18 protein-coding genes are annotated in these 17717 nt (G+C 54.9%); 12 read left to right on the forward strand and 6 right to left on the reverse strand.

The features are described from left to right. Positions 1-24: 24 nt before the first annotated feature. From Q1A43_RS10340 to Q1A43_RS10360, 5 genes are all read left to right on the forward strand, one after another. Positions 25-474, forward strand: coding sequence for a helix-turn-helix domain-containing protein (locus tag Q1A43_RS10340; protein WP_299934782.1), 450 nt, complete (start codon positions 25-27; stop codon positions 472-474). A 135-nt stretch (positions 475-609) separates the two neighbouring features. After that, positions 610-1494 carry an S-methyl-5'-thioadenosine phosphorylase gene (locus Q1A43_RS10345; protein WP_299930182.1) on the forward strand — a complete coding sequence of 295 codons (885 nt, stop codon included), beginning with the start codon at positions 610-612 and terminating at the stop codon, positions 1492-1494. Between the two features lie 32 nt (positions 1495-1526). Next, positions 1527-2168: a DUF2927 domain-containing protein gene (locus Q1A43_RS10350; protein WP_299934784.1), complete on the forward strand. Its 642-nt coding sequence runs from the start codon at positions 1527-1529 to the stop codon at positions 2166-2168. Positions 2169-2171: 3 nt separating this feature from the next. After that, the gene (locus tag Q1A43_RS10355) at positions 2172-2795 is read left to right on the forward strand and encodes a LysE family translocator (RefSeq protein WP_299934786.1); all 624 of its coding nucleotides are present in this window, start codon (positions 2172-2174) and stop codon (positions 2793-2795) included. A gap of 102 nt (positions 2796-2897) precedes the next feature. Next, on the forward strand, positions 2898-3437 hold the full coding sequence (locus Q1A43_RS10360; protein WP_299930172.1) for an adenine phosphoribosyltransferase: 540 nt from the start codon (positions 2898-2900) through the stop codon (positions 3435-3437). A gap of 112 nt (positions 3438-3549) precedes the next feature. On the opposite strand, the gene phaZ is transcribed toward Q1A43_RS10360, so the two are convergent. Next, complete coding sequence (gene phaZ, locus Q1A43_RS10365; protein WP_299930169.1) at positions 3550-4842, reverse strand: polyhydroxyalkanoate depolymerase; 1293 nt, start codon at positions 4840-4842, stop codon at positions 3550-3552. Between the two features lie 132 nt (positions 4843-4974). On the opposite strand from phaZ, the gene phaC reads away from it, so the two are divergent. From phaC to Q1A43_RS10380, 3 genes are all read left to right on the forward strand, one after another. Then, positions 4975-6777 (forward strand): class I poly(R)-hydroxyalkanoic acid synthase, encoded by a 1803-nt coding sequence (gene phaC / locus Q1A43_RS10370; protein ID WP_299930166.1) that lies wholly within the window; start codon positions 4975-4977, stop codon positions 6775-6777. A 123-nt stretch (positions 6778-6900) separates the two neighbouring features. Next, on the forward strand, positions 6901-7341 hold the full coding sequence (locus tag Q1A43_RS10375; protein ID WP_299930231.1) for a phasin, PhaP: 441 nt from the start codon (positions 6901-6903) through the stop codon (positions 7339-7341). A 217-nt stretch (positions 7342-7558) separates the two neighbouring features. Next, the gene (locus tag Q1A43_RS10380) at positions 7559-7921 is read left to right on the forward strand and encodes a hypothetical protein (protein ID WP_299934788.1); all 363 of its coding nucleotides are present in this window, start codon (positions 7559-7561) and stop codon (positions 7919-7921) included. Positions 7922-7980: 59 nt separating this feature from the next. Here Q1A43_RS10380 and Q1A43_RS10385 read toward each other — a convergent pair whose 3' ends face one another. Then, complete coding sequence (locus Q1A43_RS10385; protein ID WP_299930161.1) at positions 7981-8607, reverse strand: CoA transferase subunit B; 627 nt, start codon at positions 8605-8607, stop codon at positions 7981-7983. Further along, complete coding sequence (locus tag Q1A43_RS10390; protein ID WP_299930158.1) at positions 8607-9311, reverse strand: CoA transferase subunit A; 705 nt, start codon at positions 9309-9311, stop codon at positions 8607-8609. Before Q1A43_RS10390 ends, Q1A43_RS10385 begins: the two co-directional genes overlap by 1 nt. A 262-nt stretch (positions 9312-9573) precedes the next feature. On the opposite strand from Q1A43_RS10390, the gene Q1A43_RS10395 reads away from it, so the two are divergent. Continuing rightward, the gene (locus Q1A43_RS10395) at positions 9574-10116 is read left to right on the forward strand and encodes a sigma-70 family RNA polymerase sigma factor (protein ID WP_299934790.1); all 543 of its coding nucleotides are present in this window, start codon (positions 9574-9576) and stop codon (positions 10114-10116) included. Then, positions 10109-10486 (forward strand): DUF6768 family protein, encoded by a 378-nt coding sequence (locus Q1A43_RS10400; RefSeq protein WP_299934792.1) that lies wholly within the window; start codon positions 10109-10111, stop codon positions 10484-10486. Before Q1A43_RS10395 ends, Q1A43_RS10400 begins: the two co-directional genes overlap by 8 nt. Before the next feature lie 40 nt (positions 10487-10526). Here the strand turns inward: Q1A43_RS10400 and topA are convergent, their stop codons facing one another. Continuing rightward, on the reverse strand, positions 10527-13235 hold the full coding sequence (gene topA / locus Q1A43_RS10405) for a type I DNA topoisomerase (RefSeq protein ID WP_299934795.1): 2709 nt from the start codon (positions 13233-13235) through the stop codon (positions 10527-10529). A gap of 165 nt (positions 13236-13400) precedes the next feature. On the opposite strand from topA, the gene Q1A43_RS10410 reads away from it, so the two are divergent. After that, positions 13401-13844 (forward strand): hypothetical protein, encoded by a 444-nt coding sequence (locus Q1A43_RS10410; protein WP_299934796.1) that lies wholly within the window; start codon positions 13401-13403, stop codon positions 13842-13844. Positions 13845-13846: 2 nt separating this feature from the next. On the opposite strand, the gene dprA is transcribed toward Q1A43_RS10410, so the two are convergent. Both dprA and tldD read right to left on the reverse strand, forming a co-directional pair. Next, positions 13847-15052: a DNA-processing protein DprA gene (gene dprA / locus Q1A43_RS10415; protein WP_299934798.1), complete on the reverse strand. Its 1206-nt coding sequence runs from the start codon at positions 15050-15052 to the stop codon at positions 13847-13849. Between the two features lie 191 nt (positions 15053-15243). Next, positions 15244-16665 carry a metalloprotease TldD gene (tldD, locus tag Q1A43_RS10420; RefSeq protein ID WP_299934801.1) on the reverse strand — a complete coding sequence of 474 codons (1422 nt, stop codon included), beginning with the start codon at positions 16663-16665 and terminating at the stop codon, positions 15244-15246. 181 nt (positions 16666-16846) lie between these two features. On the opposite strand from tldD, the gene coxB reads away from it, so the two are divergent. Next, positions 16847-17713, forward strand: coding sequence for a cytochrome c oxidase subunit II (coxB, locus tag Q1A43_RS10425; protein ID WP_299934804.1), 867 nt, complete (start codon positions 16847-16849; stop codon positions 17711-17713). Positions 17714-17717 lie beyond the last annotated feature (4 nt).

Below are 17717 nucleotides of genomic sequence, written 5' to 3' on the forward strand. Positions count from 1 at the left end.
AACAGGCAAACTGCCACTTGAACCATGATTGAGGTCAACGTGGAATTTCTCGATATTGCCGAAGTGGCCACGCATTCGGGCCTTACGCCGTCTGCGCTGCGATACTATGAAAAGCGTGGGTTGATTGAGGCCTTGGGGCGCAAAGGGTTGCGTCGCCAATATGAGGCATCGGTGTTACCGCGCCTTGCTCTGATCCGACTGTGTCGAACGGCGGGGTTCACATTGGAACAAACCGCCGCTCTTTTGCCGTCAGAAGCCAATTTCACCTTGGATCGTCAAACGATTACGGCCCGCGCCGATGACATCGACACGCAAATCGCAGATCTACAAAAACTAAGCCAAATGTTACGCCACATTGCCAATTGCGATGCGCCAAGCCATGCAGAATGCCCATCCTTTCGCGCCACGTTGGAAGAGTTAACCTCAAGTGACCATGCGGCAGGAAAGCTGGAAAGCAGGACAAAGCATGGCTGATGTCAAAAACGCGAACGTGATCGGAAAAATCACCGCCAATGTAAGCGTATAGAACAGCGGACGCTTTTCTTTTCCCCTCTCCTTGTGCAACTTTAACGTCAATCAAAGCCCGCTCAGACAAAGGCAGAACAAAACATGACACACACAATGATCGGCGTGATTGGCGGTTCGGGACTCTATGACATCGACGGCCTAGAAGAGGCGACCTGGGTCGATGTAGATAGCCCTTGGGGAACACCATCTGACCAAATTCTGACCGGGTCATTGAACGGTGTTAAAATGGCCTTTCTTCCGCGCCATGGGCGTGGCCATGTCCATAGCCCAACCACCGTGCCCTATCGCGCTAATATTGATGCGCTCAAGCGCCTTGGCGTTACGGATGTGATCTCAGTTTCCGCCTGTGGTTCCTTTCGAGAGGAATATGCCCCCGGGCATTTTGTCGTTGTCGATCAGTTCATTGACCGGACATTCGCACGCGAAAAAAGCTTCTTTGGGACGGGTTGCGTGGCACATGTCAGCGTTGCGCACCCGACCTGCCCGCGATTGGGTGAGGCCTGTTTCCAAGCCGGATTGGACGCGGGAATAACCATTCACAAGGGCGGCACCTATCTTGCCATGGAAGGTCCGCAATTCTCAACTTTGGCTGAATCCAAGATGTATCGCGAACACTGGGGCGCGGATGTAATTGGCATGACCAATATGCCCGAAGCCAAACTGGCGCGAGAGGCCGAGCTTTGCTACGCCTCAATCGCAATGGTCACCGATTACGACAGCTGGCACCCGGATCATGGTGAGGTCGACGTCAATGACATCATCAAAACATTGATGGGCAATTCTGAAAAAGGGCGCGATATGGTGCGTCGTCTTCCTGCCCTTTTGGGGCGCGACCGCGCACTGTGCGAACACGGTTGTGATCGAGCCTTGGAATTTGCTGTGATGACGGCCCCCGACAAACGTGACCCGGTTTTGGTGGCCAAACTGGATGCCGTGGCCGGACGTGTCCTTAGGGAGGCGGGCTAAGCTCGCGAGGTTAAATGTGGCGTTGGTTCTGTATGATTCTTTGCTTCCCTTTGTCTGCGACCGCACAAGAGTTTGTCGAAACCAGCGGCACCTTGAGCGACAAAGAGTTTTATCGTCTGGTCTCCTGCGCCGCACCGCCAAATAACCCTTGCCAGAAAAAGCAGTTGCACTGGCCGCTTGGTGCAACCCTGAGGGTTAGCCTAGAACCGCTTGCCCCCGTGTTTTTAGGCGGAAAACAAAAGCGAGCCCGCGCCGCTTTGGTCCGGGCGCTCCAACATTTGAACCGTGTCGACATGAATCTGTCGCTAGTTCAGGTTGCCCCAGAGCTTGACGCCGACATCCGCATCTATTTCGTTAACACCGATGGTAGCACTCCTATTACCGGAACAAACATCAGCGGTGTCGATGGCCAAACCGTTCATGGCGCGCGCGTGTCCGTCTGGGCCCAAAACGGCATTATCAACCGTAGCACGATCATTTTTGGCACCCGATTGCATATCCGCAGCTACGAAAGCGCCATGCTCGAGGAACTGACCCAGGCGCTTGGCCTGTTGACCGATATTCGCAACCCTGCCTACGATTCTGTTTCGATCTTTTCACAAGACAGCAATGCCTCAAAAACCCTTGGCCCGCAGGACATTATCGCACTGCAACGCCACTATCCAACGGAGTAAGTCATGAGTTTCGACCTTTGGCTCGCCTTTTGTGCAGCAACCATTTTTCTCCTGATGATCCCCGGCCCAACGATCCTTTTGGTACTAAGTTACGCCCTAAGCAAAGGCCGCTCTGTTGCTGTGGCCTCGGCCGCCGGGGTCGCCGTTGGAGATTTCATCGCCATGAGCTTGTCCCTGGCAGGTTTGGGGGCTTTGGTCGCCACATCCGCCACGCTTTTCACCGTGTTGAAATGGGTTGGGGCCATCTACTTGGTGTATCTCGGTATCAAACTGATCCGCTCCGCCCCGTCTCAAGGGCTTGACCTCCCCGAAGCCAACGTCTCGGCCAAAGGCATCTTTGCCCACAACGCCGCAGTTACGGCGCTTAACCCCAAAAGCATCGCGTTCTTTATCGCCTTTGTTCCACAATTTGTTGACGATGCCGCGCCGTTGCTGCCGCAATTCACCATTCTGATCACGACCTTTGTCACACTGGCGACAATCAACGCGCTGGTTTACGCGCTGGCCGCCGACCGCTTGCGCAGCGTGATAAAACGCCCTTCCGTCATCACTTGGATCACCCGCGCCGGTGGAATTGTCTTGATCGCCATGGGCGTTCTCACCGCCACTTTGCGCCGTGCAACCTGACACTCCATAGCCACAACTCAAAACCGCGACCCCGCGCCCCCTTGAAATGCCACCCTCCCTAAGACATTGCAGAGCGGCTCCATTCACCGCGAGGAGGCTGCAATGCCCAAAAAGCCCGAAGTCCAAGACTACATCCGCACCATCGTGGATTTCCCCCACGAAGGCATTCTGTTCCGGGATGTTACCACGCTTTTTGCCGACCCACGCGGTTTTCGCATGGCTATTGACCAATTGCTGCACCCCTATGCTGGCGTGCGCTTTGACAAGGTGATTGGCCTCGAGGCACGTGGTTTTATTTTGGGAGGAGCGGTGGCGCACCAGCTCTCAGCGGGGTTTGTCCCAATCCGCAAAAAGGGCAAACTGCCCGGCGCCGTCATTTCCGAAGAATACACACTCGAATACGGCGAGGCCATTGTTGAAATCCACGACGACGCCATCCAGCCGGGTGAAAAGGTGCTTGTGGTCGATGACTTGCTGGCAACTGGTGGCACTGCCGAAGCCGGTATCAAGCTGATCGAACGTTTGGGCGGCGAAATCATTGGCTGCGCATTTATCGTTGACCTGCCAGAGCTTGGCGGCCGCAAAAAACTTGAAGACATGGGCATGGATGTCCATGTTCTCTGCGAATTCGAAGGCTTGTAAGCCGCGCTTGACTCAGGCTGGATGACAGCCTGAGGACGATGCCGAAGGCATCGGACGAAACAAAAAGAGCGCGCCGATGGCGCGCCCCTTATAACAGCGTTGACCTTGCAAATTAGGCCGCGTCGGTTTTCACCGCTTTAAGCTTGGCCTTCTTCTTAGGCGCAGGTTTTTTGGGTCCCGCATTGGAATCAATGAAGTCCAACACCAGCGGGCGGATATTGTTGCGCCAGCTTTTGCCCGCAAAGATACCGTAGTGCCCAGCACCCGGTTCCAGATGCGACGCCTTCATGTCATCAGGTAGGCCGGTGCAAAGATCCAGCGCCGCCACACATTGGCCTGGTGCCGAAATATCGTCATTGGCCCCTTCAACGGTTTTCACAGCGACATTGGTGATCGCACCAATATCAACCTTGTGACCATCCACCACAAACTCATTGGCGGCGATTTCACCGTTCTTAAAGATCCGCTCAACCGTCGACAGGTAGAATTCGGCTGGCATATCCATAACCGCCAGATACTCATCATAGAATCGGTTGTGCGCATCGTGATCTGATGCTTCGCCACGGCAAACCCGCATGATCTGGTCACGGAATGCTTGGCTGTGACGGTCGCCATTCATGCTCATAAACGAGGCCAATTGAAGCAGCCCCGGGTAAACCATCCGGCCCACGCCTTTGAACTTGAAGCCAACCCGTTGGATCATCGTTTCCTCAAGCTGCCCCATTGTTACGCGATGACCAAAGTCTGTCACCTCGGTTGGGGTCGCATTGGGATCAATCGGTCCACCGATCAACGTCAATGTGCGTGGCTGAGCATCTGGGTCGAGCTCTGCCAAATAGGCCGTCGCGGCCAAGGTTAAAGGCGCTGGCTGACAGATCGCAATCACATGCGTATCTGGCCCCATCTCCTTCATGAACTCCATCAAATAAAGCGTGTAATCTTCGACATCGAATTTACCCGCCGATACCGGAATATCCCGCGCATTATGCCAATCAGTGATGTAAACTTCACAGTTTACAATCAGCGACTTAACCGTTGACCGCAGCAAGGTCGCGTAGTGACCAGACATCGGTGCAACAATCAAGATTTTGCGCGGTTGCTCTTTGCGGCCGGACACATCGAAATGGATCAAGTCACCAAAAGGCTTTTCAACAACGGTTTCAACATTGACCAGATGGTCTTTGCCATCCTCACACGTAAAGGTCCGGATGCCCCAATCGGGCTTAACCACCATCCGCTCAAAGGTGCGCTCGGTCACCTCACCCCAGGCCGCAGCCCATTCCAACGCCGGGTTCGGAAACACCGAAAACATCGGATAAGACGCCATGGTCTTGGCCGTCGCGCCCAGCCATTGATTGGTGTTGCGGACCGTTTCCATCAGATCATAGGTCGCCATATAGCGCATGCATGCCACTCCTTACCGTGTCAAAGGTGGCGCATTTTTGCCGCGCCATTCGCCCCGAGCCAATTCGTCGCTTTGCCGCATAGGCATCACGACGCTATTCTGCAGATGCGAAGATAGGGGGAATTTGCATCAATGACAACGAACGACGTTGACGCAGGCCAGAGCCGCGCTCGAATGGAAGCAAATTTGTCTAAAATCGAGGAGCTTCAACAGCGCCTTGTATCGGCATTAACCAAGAAGCAACAAACTCCAACCTCACTGAATGGGCCGGAGGCCACGCTTTACGCAAAGGCAAGTCAAGCCTATTGGCAGGAGGCGTTGCAAAATCCGGCCAAATTGATTGAACAGCAAGTTCAGTATTGGGGCCAAACAATGCAGCATTTTGCCGAGGCCCAGAAAGCCTTTTCAGGCGGCAAAATGGAGGCACCCGAAAATCCGGGGCCAAAAGATCGGCGGTTTTCAAACCCGCTTTGGGAAACCAATCCTTACTTCAACTTCATCAAGCAACAGTACCAGATCAATGGCGATGCGATTCGCAAGGCTGTCGAGAGCATTGATGATCTCGACGCGACCGAAAAACGTCGCCTGCGTTATTTCGCACAGCAAATCACCGACATGATGGCCCCGACCAACTTCTTCGCCACAAACCCTGATGCGCTGGAAAAGGCCATTCAGACCGACGGTGAAAGCCTTGTCAAAGGGTTAGAAAATCTGGTTGCCGATGTTGAGGCCAATCAAGGTGAACTGATTGTCCGCCTAGTGGATGAAAGCGCCTTTGAAGTTGGTGGAAACATTGCGACCGCCAAAGGCGAAGTGGTCTTTCGGAACCGGATGATGGAGCTGATCCAGTATTCGCCCACGACCGAAAAGGTACATGAGCTACCCATCGTTTTGTTCCCGCCTTGGATCAATAAATTCTACATTCTTGATCTAAAAGAGAAAAACAGTCTAATCCGTTGGATCGTCGATCAGGGCTACACTTTGTTTGTGGTCAGCTGGATCAACCCCGATGACGCCTATAGCCAAGTTGGACTGGAAGATTACATCGAGGAAGGTTACCTCACGGCGATGAATGTCGCGCGGGAGATTTGTGGCACAGAAATGGTTAACGCCGTTGGCTACTGTATTGCTGGCACAACTTTGTCGCTGACCTTGTCGCTTCTCAAAAAGCGCAAACAAAAGCTCGTTAAGTCCGCGACCTTCTTCACCACTCTGACCGACTTCAGCGATCAGGGCGAGTTTACCCCCTTCTTGCAGAACGATTTCATCGACGGCATCGAAGAAGAGATCGATAACAAGGGTATGCTGTCCTCCTTTATCATGGCACGGACCTTTTCGTTCTTACGATCCAATGATTTGATCTATGGTCCCGCGATCAAAAGCTACATGATGGGCGAAACCCCTCCTGCCTTTGATCTGCTCTATTGGAATGGTGACGGGGCTAATTTGCCCGGCAAGATGACCATGCAGTATTTGCGCGGCTTGTGTCAGCGTAATGAGTTTGCCGAGGGCACGTTCGAACTCTTTGGCGAAACCCTGTCTCTCAAGGATGTCGACATTCCTTTGATGTCTATTGCAACGGAAACGGACCACATTGCCGCCGCGCGGGACGTATATCGCGGTGTGCAGCAGATGGGGTCACGGTCCAAAACCTATGTCTTGGGGGAATCGGGGCATATTGCTGGAATTGTAAATCCACCGACCAAGGTCAAATACGGCCATTTCCTTCATGATGACCTCAGCTTGGACTTTGATGAGTGGAAAAATGCTGCAACGCGGCATGACGGATCGTGGTGGCCGCAATGGGAAGCTTGGTTGAAGAAGCGTTCAGGCAAGAAAACAACGGCTCGCGTTCCGGGTGATTCGTCTTACAAATCACTCGCCCCGGCACCTGGAACCTATGTTCAGATAAAAGCTGTGAAGCAAAAACAGTAACTTAGCCATTTTCATGCTGCGTCGCAGAAATTTCACTTGAAATGCTGCGATGCAGCATGCATATTGTTTGCAGCTGCAGCAGACGGGGTGGGCCCGGAGGCAGCGGAAACAAGGATTTGTAAGATGGCACAAGCACAAGATTTCACCGCTGTACTCAAAGACGTTCTGGGTGCATTCCCCGTTGACACCAAAGCCATGGAAGATGCGTTCAAATCGCAAGCGACCATGAACGAAAAGCTGGCCGGCGTTGCGCTGGAAGCTGCTGAAAAGTCGACCGAACTGTCCGCAACTTGGACCAAAGACACTCTCGCCAAACTGGCCGAGATGTCCACCGTAAAAGCAGAGCCTGCTGACTACGCCAAAGCCGCAACCGATTTCGCATCGGCTCAGGCTGAAGTTGCTGCTGAAAACATGGCCGCTTTCGCTGAAATCGCGAAAAAAGTTCAGATGGACACAGTTGAGCTGCTGATGGCTGCTGGCAAAGACCTGCAGGAAGATGCAACTGCCGCCGTCAAAAAAGCAACTGACGACGTGACCAAAGCTGCCAAAAAAGCGGCTGCTTAAGAATACCAACCCGGATGGGTTGATCAGGATAATTGCGCCCCTCCTCCCAATCTGGCGCAATTTCCTAGAGGCAGGTTCCTAACGGAGCCTGCCTTTTCTTTTGCGCGATGGGTTTCGCGCAAAGGTAAGGAATGGCTGACCAACAATCATGCCATTTTGCGCCGGACGTTTTGAGATGCTCTAATCACGGTGATCTCCACAACACCGGAGGCAGAACATGCTTCGCCTGATTGCCCTCATGTCGATCCTAACGCTCACAACCCTCCCCGCTTCGGCGCAAGATCGGGTGCTGCGCTGGCAAAACCTTGATCCGACCACCACCGACGCCGTCCTGCAAAAGCTTCAGGCCTCTGGGTTTGAGTTACAAGGAATGCGAGCGTTGAGTTTGATCGTATCACCTCAGGCCTGCCAAGCGGGCTGTACCGTGCGAGAAGCGGGGTGTGCCTGTCCCAAAGCCGCTGAAACTTGCCCGGATGGAACCGAACCAAGCCCGGGTGGAGCTCTGTGCACCGGTCCACTTTCAGGGCTGCAAGTGATGCTCGAAGACGGTCGGATCGGCGGGCCGATCGACCTCCCCTAACCAATAGAAAAGGCCGCCAGGTTTCCCCGGCGGCCCAATCACAATAACTCAGATCGGTTTTAAACCAACGTCGCCTCGGTAGCTGCGCGGAACTCGTCTTCGCTGACACCGTCGGCCAGTTCAACGATTTTCAAACCACCTTCAACGACATCCATCACACCCAGGTTGGTGATGATCCGGTCCACAACTTTTTGTCCGGTCAGTGGCAAGGTGCATTCCTTGAGAACCTTGGAGACACCATGCTTGTTGGTGTGATCCATCACGACAACCACTCGGCCAACACCCGCGACCAGATCCATGGCTCCGCCCATGCCTTTGACAAGCTTGCCCGGGATCATCCAGTTCGCCAGATCGCCATTCTCGGCCACTTCCATTGCGCCCAAAATCGCCATGGCGATCTTGCCGCCGCGGATCATCGCAAAGGATTGGGCGCTATCGAAATAAGCGGTCTGCGGCAATTCAGTGATGGTCTGCTTGCCTGCGTTGATCAGGTCCGGGTCTTCTTCGCCCTCGTAAGGGAAAGGCCCCATGCCAAGCATGCCGTTCTCAGATTGCAGTGTCACCTCAACCCCTTCGGGGATGTAGTTCGACACCAATGTTGGAATGCCAATGCCGAGGTTCACGTACCAACCGTCTTGCAATTCCTGAGCGGCGCGCGCCGCCATTTGATTACGATCCCAAGGCATTATGCACCCTCCTTCTGACGTACAGTGCGCTGCTCAATGCGCTTTTCGTGATCACCTTTGATGATGCGATGCACATAGATGCCAGGCAGGTGAATGTTGTCGGGGTCAAGCGAGCCGGTTGGGACAATCTCTTCGACCTCAACCACGCAAAGCTTGCCACATGTGGCCGCCGGAGCGTTAAAGTTTCGGGCGGTTTTGCGGAACACGAGGTTACCGGTTTCGTCAGCTTTCCAAGCCTTTACAATGGCCAGATCGGCAAAGATGCCCTCTTCCATGATAAAGGTTTCACCGTTGAACTCTTTGTGGTCTTTGCCTTCGGCAATGACTGTGCCAACGCCAGTTTTGGTATAAAAACCGGGGATCCCCGCACCACCTGCACGCATACGTTCGGCCAAGGTGCCCTGTGGGTTGAACTCAAGCTCAAGCTCTCCGCTCAGATACTGGCGCATGAACTCTGCGTTTTCACCAACATAGGAAGAGATCATTTTGCTGACTTGTTTGGTTTGCAAAAGAATTCCGATACCGAAATCGTCGACACCCGCATTATTGGACGCAAATGTCAGATCCTTAACGCCGCTCTCTTTAATCGCGTTAAGAAGCAACTCCGGAATGCCGCAGAGGCCAAAACCGCCCGCTGCAATCAACATCCCGTCCTGAAGCACGCCGTCTAGCGCTTCTGCGGCCGAGCCGTAAACTTTTTTCATGATGTCCTCCCTTGGAACACTTGGATGACAGGGGTTGTGACCTGAGGTTACTTAACCTGTCAACTGTTTCGCCGCATTGCAGCACACGCGCTGTAATACTTTCGCTTAAGTTGCATTTCTTGCGGTGCATTTTAGCTCCCATTTTATAGAAGGGTAATTCACTTTTCATAATCCCTTATTGGTTGAATTATAACTCTTTTGGGAACAAAATGAACCTTTTGCAGTTCCGCGCGCACTCTGTAACATCACGTTAGGAGATAAAATGAGCGACGCCAGACGCGCATATGAAGAGTTCTTGGTCGCAAGCACCCGAGCAGGCGATCAAAAAGCAGCCATTGCCTTGGTCGAGCTGCGTGGCCCACGGCTATTGCTCCATGCGACCCGGCTTTTGGGGAATCATGAGGAGGCGCAAGACGCCGTTCAAGACGCCTGGGTCGATGTTTTCAAAGGGTTGCGGTCGCTGCGCAGCGACGCTGCTTTTCCCGTCTGGGCGCTTAGGATTGTCACGCGAAAATGCGCGGCACTCATAAAAGGCAAACAACGTGACAGGTCGATCACCGCCAGTTTTGCCGAAGACAGCTTGGAATACATGGAACCGGCACCTGCCGAGACACGTGACCTCGCCCGTGCCATTGCCGCCTTGCCCCCCGCTCAGGCCGCAACAATCGCGCTGTTCTATATCGAAGACTTGAGCCTAACCGAAGTATCCATCGCCTTAGATGTCCCGGTTGGAACAATCAAATCACGGCTATCAGAGGCCCGAAAAAACTTGAAATCCGCATTGGAAGGAGAAACCGATGTCTGACTCATTCGAAAAGGATCTGGATGCCCAGATCAAAGCCGCCCTTACTGAACAAGATCGCGAAATATTGGATGCAACCCAAGAGCTTGGGTGGTTTCAGTTGGGTTTGAAGCAATTTCGCGGTAAATTGGGCTGGGTGACTTGGGTCTTGATGGTCGTCCAGACCCTGATGTTCGTCGCCGCAATCTGGTGCGCCATCAAATTTTTTGGCGCCACGGACGTCATGCCCGCCCTAAAATGGGGCTTTAGCGCGTCTGTTTTGATGCTTGGCGCGTTGCAAATAAAGCTAAGCCTCATGCCCCAAATCCAAGCTGACCGCGTGATCCGAGAGGTGAAGCGACTGCAACTGATGATTGCGGCCAAAGGCGAATAGGCTAACGAAAGGGCCCGACTTTTTGGCCGGGCCTTTTGGCTTACTCGTCAGTTGCAGCCTTTTTCTTAGCAGCTGGCTTTTTCGCCGTGGTCTTCTTTGCCGCTGTCTTTTTCGCCGGGGCCTTTTTGGCGGCCGCTTTCTTTTTGGGCGCTTTTTTGGTCTTAGCGGCAATCAACTCGATCGCCATTTCAACCGTCACATCCTTGGGATCTGTGCCTTTGGGAATGGTCGCATTGACCTTTTCCCACTTCACATAAGGCCCATAGGACCCGTCCAAGATGTTCATCGCGCCACCATCCGGGTGATCGCCAAGCTCGCGCAGCGGTTTTTTGGCGGCTCCTCGGCCACGCCCCGGATTAGCCCGTTTATGCGCCAAAAGCTCAACCGCGTGGTTCATGCCAACGTCAAGCATCTCAGGGTAGGTCTTGAAATTCACATAAACCGGGCGTTCATCGCCGGGCATTTTGTGCATGATATAGGGGCCAAACCGCCCCAAATTTCCGCTGATCTTGCCGCCCTCGGGGTGATCGCCAACATGGCGCGGCAGGCTCAGCAATTGAACCGCTTGCTCAAGCGTGGTTTCCTCTTTTGGCCAGCCACCATTGCGGGCAAGCGGCAGTGATGTCCGCTTTGGCTTTTTGTTTTCAGGCGTAACTTCGCCGCGCTGAACATAGGGGCCATAGCGCCCATCCTTCAGCCAGATTTCATCGCCCTGATCCTCGCCTAAAAGCTTCTCTTCGCCTTCTGCCCCTTCGCCCGCAATCGGACGGGTATAGGTGCATTCGGGGTAGTTCCCACAGCCAACAAACCCGCCGGTGCGCGAGGTTTTTAGGTGCAGCTGGCCGGTCCCGCATTTCTGACAAATCCGCGGGTCGGAGCCATCTTCGCGTGGTGGATACAACTGTGGTGCCAAAGCGTCGTCCAGAACATCCAAAACTTCAGAAACCCGAAGCTCAGTTGTCTCTTCGATAGCAACCTTGAAATCGCGCCAAAATTTGCTGAGAACCTCAACAAATTCGGTCTCACCCGAGGACACGTGATCAAGCTCATCTTCTAGGGCCGCGGTGAAATCATACTCCACATAGCGCTTGAAAAAGTTGAGCAAGAAGATCGTAACAATGCGACCGCGCTCTTCGGGGAAGAGACGGTTTTGTTCTTTGCGAACATAGGCATGGTCTTCGAGGCGTGTCAGGATCGAGGCGTAGGTTGACGGGCGACCAATGCCCAATTCTTCCATGCGTTTGACCAAGGTCGCTTCGGTGTAACGGGGCGGCGGTTGGGTAAAGCTTTGCAGCGCCAAAACTGCTGCATCTTCGGACATGACGGCGGCATCACACCGCTGCATTCCACCATCGTCGACCAATGCGCCCCCGGTTCCAGATGCCTTTTCATAGGCCGCCTGAAGGGCACCCGCACCAAAGCCAGCCGCCTCACCCATCATGATTTGTGGCAAGCGTTTGTCGTCGTCTTCAACAGGTTCGTCGCGGCCTTCTTCATAGACCTTGAGGAAGCCGTCAAATAGCACAACCTGACCACTGGCGCGCAAGCCAACTTGACCGTCTTCACTGCCAACTTCGACGGTGGTTCGCTCAAGTTTGGCACTGGCCATCTGACAGGCCAATGTCCGCTTCCAGATCAGGTCATAGAGCTTGCGCTGATCATCTTCGGAGAGCTTCAGGCTCGACGCGTCACGCGTCATATCGGTTGGGCGAATACACTCGTGCGCCTCTTGGGCGTTCTTGGCTTTGTTTTTGTAAACACGCGGGCTGTCGGGGACGTATTCGGCACCGTAACGATCGGCAATAGCGTCCCGCGCAGCGGTCACGGCCTCTGGGGCCATGTCGATGCCATCCGTCCGCATATAAGTGATGTGGCCGGCTTCGTACAAACGTTGCGCAGCGTTCATCGTTTGACGCGCACCCATGCCAAATTTGCGGCTCGCCTCTTGCTGAAGCGTCGAAGTCATGAACGGCGCAGATGGATTACGGCTGGCCGGTTTGGCTTCTACTTTAGTGACCGACAGGCTACGAGACGTGATCGCCTGGACCGCCATTTCGGCCTGTGTGACGTTGTCGATGTCAAATTTGTCGAGCTTATTGCCCGCCAATGTTGTCAGACGTGCTTCATAGCTTTGACCACGTGGCGTGGTCAGCTGGGCCTTGATCGTCCAGTATTCGCGCGGCTTGAAGGCTTCGATCTCCATCTCGCGCTCAACGATCAGTCGAAGTGAAACCGATTGCACCCGACCTGCGGCTTTGGCACCGGGAAGTTTGCGCCACAACACAGGCGACAGGCCAAACCCAACCAGACGATCCAGCGCACGACGCGCCAGATAGGCCTCAACCAGCGGCATATCAATGTCGCGCGGTTCGGCCATGGCTTTGGTCACCGCCGCTTTGGTGATCGCGTTAAACGTCACGCGGCTAACATGGGTGGACTTTTTGATCGAGCGGCGTTTTGTCAACGCCTCTTTGAGGTGCCAACTGATCGCTTCTCCTTCGCGATCAGGGTCAGTCGCGAGGATCAGTTCATCATCGGTTTTTAGCGCATTTGCGATCGCCGCAACGTGTTTTCGCGAATCGGTGGGGACTTCCCACGTCATCTCAAAGTCTTGCTCAGTGTCGACCGCAGTCCCCTTGCGCGGGAGATCCCGCACGTGCCCATAAGAGGCCAGAACCGTATAGTCGGAGCCGAGATATTTGTTGATTGTCTTGGCCTTAGCCGGGGATTCCACAACAACGACTGGCATATAACTCTGAACCTCTTCGTAAAATTCGTTGGGCCTCTTTTCGGGCCGCATATGGCGGCGCAGAGTGAGGGGCGCAAGGGGGAATTGTCAATGTGGGCAACTAAGCCGCGTGGAAAGATTTACAAGAACGCTGTAAAAATGGCCGAATGATAAGGAGAGTTTCCAATGCGATTCCGGACACTTGTTGCCACTATTGCGATGACTGCAACACTGCCATTCCAAGCATTTGCATGGGAGGTCCCGAAACGTGGCAGTGAGCTTCGCGCTGATTTGATGGATGCCATGCGGCCACATGCCGAAGCGGTGTTTGGTGCTCCAGTGGTCTTTGTTGTCGATGACCTGCGTGTTCACGGCGATGTCGCCTTTGCAATGCTGAGACCGGTGCGCCCCGGTGGCGGTGAGATCGGTTTTGATGATTTGTCTCCAGCCTATCAATCGTATGAAGATCGTGACTTTTGGGGCGGGGCCGACATGCAGGCTCTATATGAACTTCAGGGCCGTACATGGGTGGCCACTCATCAAACCTTTGGTGCGACCGACGTCTGGTGGGCCGATCCGCAGTTTTGCCCCAAATGGCACAGTGTAATTCCCGAAGTTTGCGCCAATTGACCTTAATGCCGGGTGCCATCACTATCCGGCACCAGTGATAGGAACCCACCCGGTTTGCGTTCAACTTTGCCGTCAAGTTCGAGATCCGTCAAAACGGGGGAGACACGCCCAGACGTCGCCCCAAGGTCGCGTATCAGTTGATCTTCTGCCACGGGCGACGGCCCCAACCGTTCAAGGATTTGCAAATGCAGGGCAGCGGTTTCGCGCAAGCTGCGTTGCGGCGGTGGCGGCCCTTCAGCGACTTCTGGGGTAACGGCTGAATTCCCAGCCGGTTCTTCAAAGCCAGGAAGGTCAGGCTGCACATCTGGTTCACGTGGTGGCAAAGCCTCGAGAATATCTTCGGCATTGCGAACCAAACGCGCGCCATCTCGGATCAAGATGTTACAACCGCTGGCCCGCGCATCCATTGGGTGACCGGGTACGGCCAACACTTCGCGACCCTGATCCAGCGCGTATCGTGCCGTGATAAGGGACCCTGACTTAGCCGCCGCCTCGACGACGACGACGGCACGCGACAGGCCCGAGACGATGCGATTGCGCATTGGGAAATGCCGCGCCATGGGCTGCAACCCGATGGGTTGTTCACTCACCAAAGCGCCGCCTTTGTGCGCTATCTCCTCGGCCAACCGAGTATTTTCAGATGGATAGAGCACATCTACGCCCCCCGCCATGACGGCCACAGTGCCTGTGTCAACTGTTTCGACATGCGCAGCGGTATCAATCCCACGCGCCAAGCCCGACACGACTTGATACCCGGCCTGTGCCAATCCGCCAGCTAAGGAACGGGCCATTCGAAGACCTAAAGAAGAGGCATTGCGGGCACCAACCAGCGCCACCATCGGCCGTTTCAATGCGGCGGGATCGCCGACAACCCAAAGCATGGGCGGCGCATCGGACAGAGCCGCCAATTCTATGGGGTAAAAAGGATCACCGTGGCAAACCAACTTAGCACCACGTGCGCGGGCGGCTTTGAGCTCGGCCAACACCACGCCTTCCGGGCAAGCCTCATAGCGCTGAACGCCAGCGGACCGCGCCACATCGGGAAGGGCATCAAGCGCCGTCTGTGCATCACCATGTTCGGAAAGCAAACGCCAAAAGGTTGAAACCCCTACGCGGCGTGACCGCAAGAGACGGAGCCACGACACCCGATCATCTTCCGTGGTGGGTGGGAGTGGGGGGTGAGTGGAAGAGTAGCTGTGGTCGCGCATCTTAGCCCCGTCGTCTTGCACCTATAGAGGTAGCGCGAAGAGGGTTAACCGCAGGTAAACCTCCGCAAGTTTCCGCAGTTTTAGTTACAAAGCGTTGAATTTTCGCTGTTTTTGAGAACAAATCAAAAACGCTCGCGAAGACAATGCCTGCTTTGCACCTAAAAACCGCCGAATCGAACGCTAGCAAACCATCACGTTCCTGCTCCGCCCACCGTCAAACCACCAATGCGCACAGTTGGCTGGCCAACACCCACCGGAACCCACTGCCCCGCTTTGCCGCAATTTCCCATGCCCGGATCAAGCGCCATATCGTTGCCAAGCGCCTGAATACGCTTCAACGCATTGGACCCGTCTCCGATCAATGTCGCGCCCTTCACTGGCGCGCCAACCTTACCGTTTTTAACCCGGTAGGCTTCGGTACAGGAAAACACGAACTTGCCGTTGGTGATATCAACCTGACCGCCACCAAAACCCACCGCCCAAATCCCATCTTCGAGATCGGCGACAATATCCGACGGATCGGCATCGCCGCCCAACATATAGGTGTTGGTCATGCGCGGCATCGGCACATGGGCATAGCTTTCGCGCCGACCATTGCCCGTTGGTGTGTCGCCCATCAAACGGGCGTTTTGGCGATCTTGCATATAGCCGACCAAAACCCCATCTTCGATCAACACGTTTTTGCCCGACGGGGTGCCTTCGTCATCAACTGAGATCGAGCCGCGGCGATCCGGGATGGTCCCGTCGTCCAGAACGGTGACGCCTTTGGCCGCCACTTGTTGGCCCATAAGGCCCGCAAAAACCGACGAACCCTTGCGGTTGGCATCGCCTTCCAACCCATGTCCAATGGCTTCGTGAAGCAAAATGCCCGGCCAACCCGGGCCAAGCACGATGTCCATCACACCAGCCGGAGCCGGTTCCGCTTCGAGGTTGACCAGAGCAATGCGCAAGGCTTCGCGGGCTTTTGATTGCCAATCTTGCGGGTCCAGCAACCCATCCAAAGAAACACGACCGCCACCCCCGGCGGTTCCGGATTCGCGCCGACCATCTTTTTCAACGATGACCGACACATTCACCCGCGTCATCGGGCGCACATCGGTGACCAATCCGCCTTCGGGTCGCAGAATCGCCACCTCCTGCAAGGACGCGGCGATGGTGGCCGTGACTTGGACCACACGCGAATCGAGATCACGAGCAAAGGCATCGATTTCACGCAAAGTTGCGATTTTCACTGGGAAATCCGCCCCGGCGATCGGGTCATTGTCCGTATAGAGGCGCCGATTTGTGCCCGCAGGGGGCGGGGCAAGAACACCGCCGCCCTGCCCGACGGCAAGCCGCGCGGTTTCTGAGGCACGTTTCAGCGCGGATTCGCTAATCTCGGTCGCATGGGCATAGCCCGCGACCTCGCCATTTACGGCCCGTAAACCGAACCCTTCTGAGGCGTCATAGCTGGCGGTTTTGACCCGACCGTCGTCAAACACCAATGATTCCGAGCGCTTACGCTCTAGGAACAGCTCGCCATCCTCGGCCCCGGCCAAGGCATCGCGCAACAAAGCGGTGCTCTTGTCGAGGTCTAGATGGGTCTCAAACGGGCGGAAAGGTGCGTCACTCATGGGGGCCTCGATTTGATCTGGATCAAAAAAAGCGGCGCTTTGCCGCAAGGGGGGTACTTTATAGGTGCATCAGAATATGATTTTAAACAGAGCAGAACGCAATGGGAGGTGAGGGAGTCGGTTTTACCGAGGCCCTCCTTTTTCCGTAAGTAATAGAATTCGCAACCGATCAGGGTGAGATATGCAACTGAAGACGACGCTGACGGGCCTGGCGGCCACTTTCCTGGCCGCACCCGCGCTGGCACAAGAGCTCGAAGTCGTGGGGAAACCCGTTGATGGCGCAATGGGTTGGCAGCCTGCGGCAACTAGCCTAGCTGAGCAGCTGCAAGGCCTCGACAATCTGCTGTTGGTGATCATCACCATCATCACATTGTTTGTGACCGGCCTACTGGCTTATGTGATTGTCCGTCACAACCGCCGCGCCAACCCAACCCCCGCCAACTTTACCCACAACACGCCACTCGAAATCGCATGGACAATCGTTCCAATCGCGATTCTCGTTGTGATTGGCGCCTTCTCGCTTCCCGTGCTTTTCGCACAGCAAGAAATTCCCGAGGGTGACATCACCATCAAAGTAACCGGTTACCAGTGGTACTGGGGTTACGAGTATGTTGATCAAGACGAGCTGGCCTTTGAAAGCTACATGATTGGCGCTGGTGACAACCGCATGTCACCCGAAGTCGAAGCCGAGCTTGTCGAAGCTGGCTACAGCAAGGAAGACTTCCTTTTGGCCACCGACACCGCCGTTGTTGTGCCCATCGGCAAAACAGTTGTGATGCAGGTTACAGGTGCGGACGTGATCCACTCTTGGACCATCCCGGCCTTTGGTGTGAAACAGGATGCTGTTCCTGGCCGTTTGGCCGAGCTGTGGTTCACACCTGAGCGCGAAGGCATCTACTACGGTCAGTGTTCCGAACTCTGCGGCATTGCCCACGCCTACATGCCGATCACGGTCAAAGTTGTGTCCGAAGCCGCTTACGAACAGTGGGTTGAGGCCAACAAAGGCGGCGCTGACTATGTCGACGTCAACACCTTCCTGACCAACTGATCTT

It is taken from the genome of uncultured Pelagimonas sp. (assembly GCF_947498515.1).
Lineage (GTDB): Bacteria > Pseudomonadota > Alphaproteobacteria > Rhodobacterales > Rhodobacteraceae > Pelagimonas.

Coding starts and splice junctions, on each gene's coding strand:
- Q1A43_RS10340 (WP_299934782.1), top strand. CDS start 25: ATGATTGAGGTCAACGTGGAATTTCTCGATATTGCCGAAGTGGCCACG.
- Q1A43_RS10345 (WP_299930182.1), top strand. CDS start 610: ATGACACACACAATGATCGGCGTGATTGGCGGTTCGGGACTCTATGAC.
- Q1A43_RS10350 (WP_299934784.1), top strand. CDS start 1,527: ATGATTCTTTGCTTCCCTTTGTCTGCGACCGCACAAGAGTTTGTCGAA.
- Q1A43_RS10355 (WP_299934786.1), top strand. CDS start 2,172: ATGAGTTTCGACCTTTGGCTCGCCTTTTGTGCAGCAACCATTTTTCTC.
- Q1A43_RS10360 (WP_299930172.1), top strand. CDS start 2,898: ATGCCCAAAAAGCCCGAAGTCCAAGACTACATCCGCACCATCGTGGAT.
- phaZ (WP_299930169.1), bottom strand. CDS start 4,842: ATGCGCTATATGGCGACCTATGATCTGATGGAAACGGTCCGCAACACC.
- phaC (WP_299930166.1), top strand. CDS start 4,975: ATGACAACGAACGACGTTGACGCAGGCCAGAGCCGCGCTCGAATGGAA.
- Q1A43_RS10375 (WP_299930231.1), top strand. CDS start 6,901: ATGGCACAAGCACAAGATTTCACCGCTGTACTCAAAGACGTTCTGGGT.
- Q1A43_RS10380 (WP_299934788.1), top strand. CDS start 7,559: ATGCTTCGCCTGATTGCCCTCATGTCGATCCTAACGCTCACAACCCTC.
- Q1A43_RS10385 (WP_299930161.1), bottom strand. CDS start 8,607: ATGCCTTGGGATCGTAATCAAATGGCGGCGCGCGCCGCTCAGGAATTG.
- Q1A43_RS10390 (WP_299930158.1), bottom strand. CDS start 9,311: ATGAAAAAAGTTTACGGCTCGGCCGCAGAAGCGCTAGACGGCGTGCTT.
- Q1A43_RS10395 (WP_299934790.1), top strand. CDS start 9,574: ATGAGCGACGCCAGACGCGCATATGAAGAGTTCTTGGTCGCAAGCACC.
- Q1A43_RS10400 (WP_299934792.1), top strand. CDS start 10,109: ATGTCTGACTCATTCGAAAAGGATCTGGATGCCCAGATCAAAGCCGCC.
- topA (WP_299934795.1), bottom strand. CDS start 13,235: ATGCCAGTCGTTGTTGTGGAATCCCCGGCTAAGGCCAAGACAATCAAC.
- Q1A43_RS10410 (WP_299934796.1), top strand. CDS start 13,401: ATGCGATTCCGGACACTTGTTGCCACTATTGCGATGACTGCAACACTG.
- dprA (WP_299934798.1), bottom strand. CDS start 15,052: ATGCGCGACCACAGCTACTCTTCCACTCACCCCCCACTCCCACCCACC.
- tldD (WP_299934801.1), bottom strand. CDS start 16,665: ATGAGTGACGCACCTTTCCGCCCGTTTGAGACCCATCTAGACCTCGAC.
- coxB (WP_299934804.1), top strand. CDS start 16,847: ATGCAACTGAAGACGACGCTGACGGGCCTGGCGGCCACTTTCCTGGCC.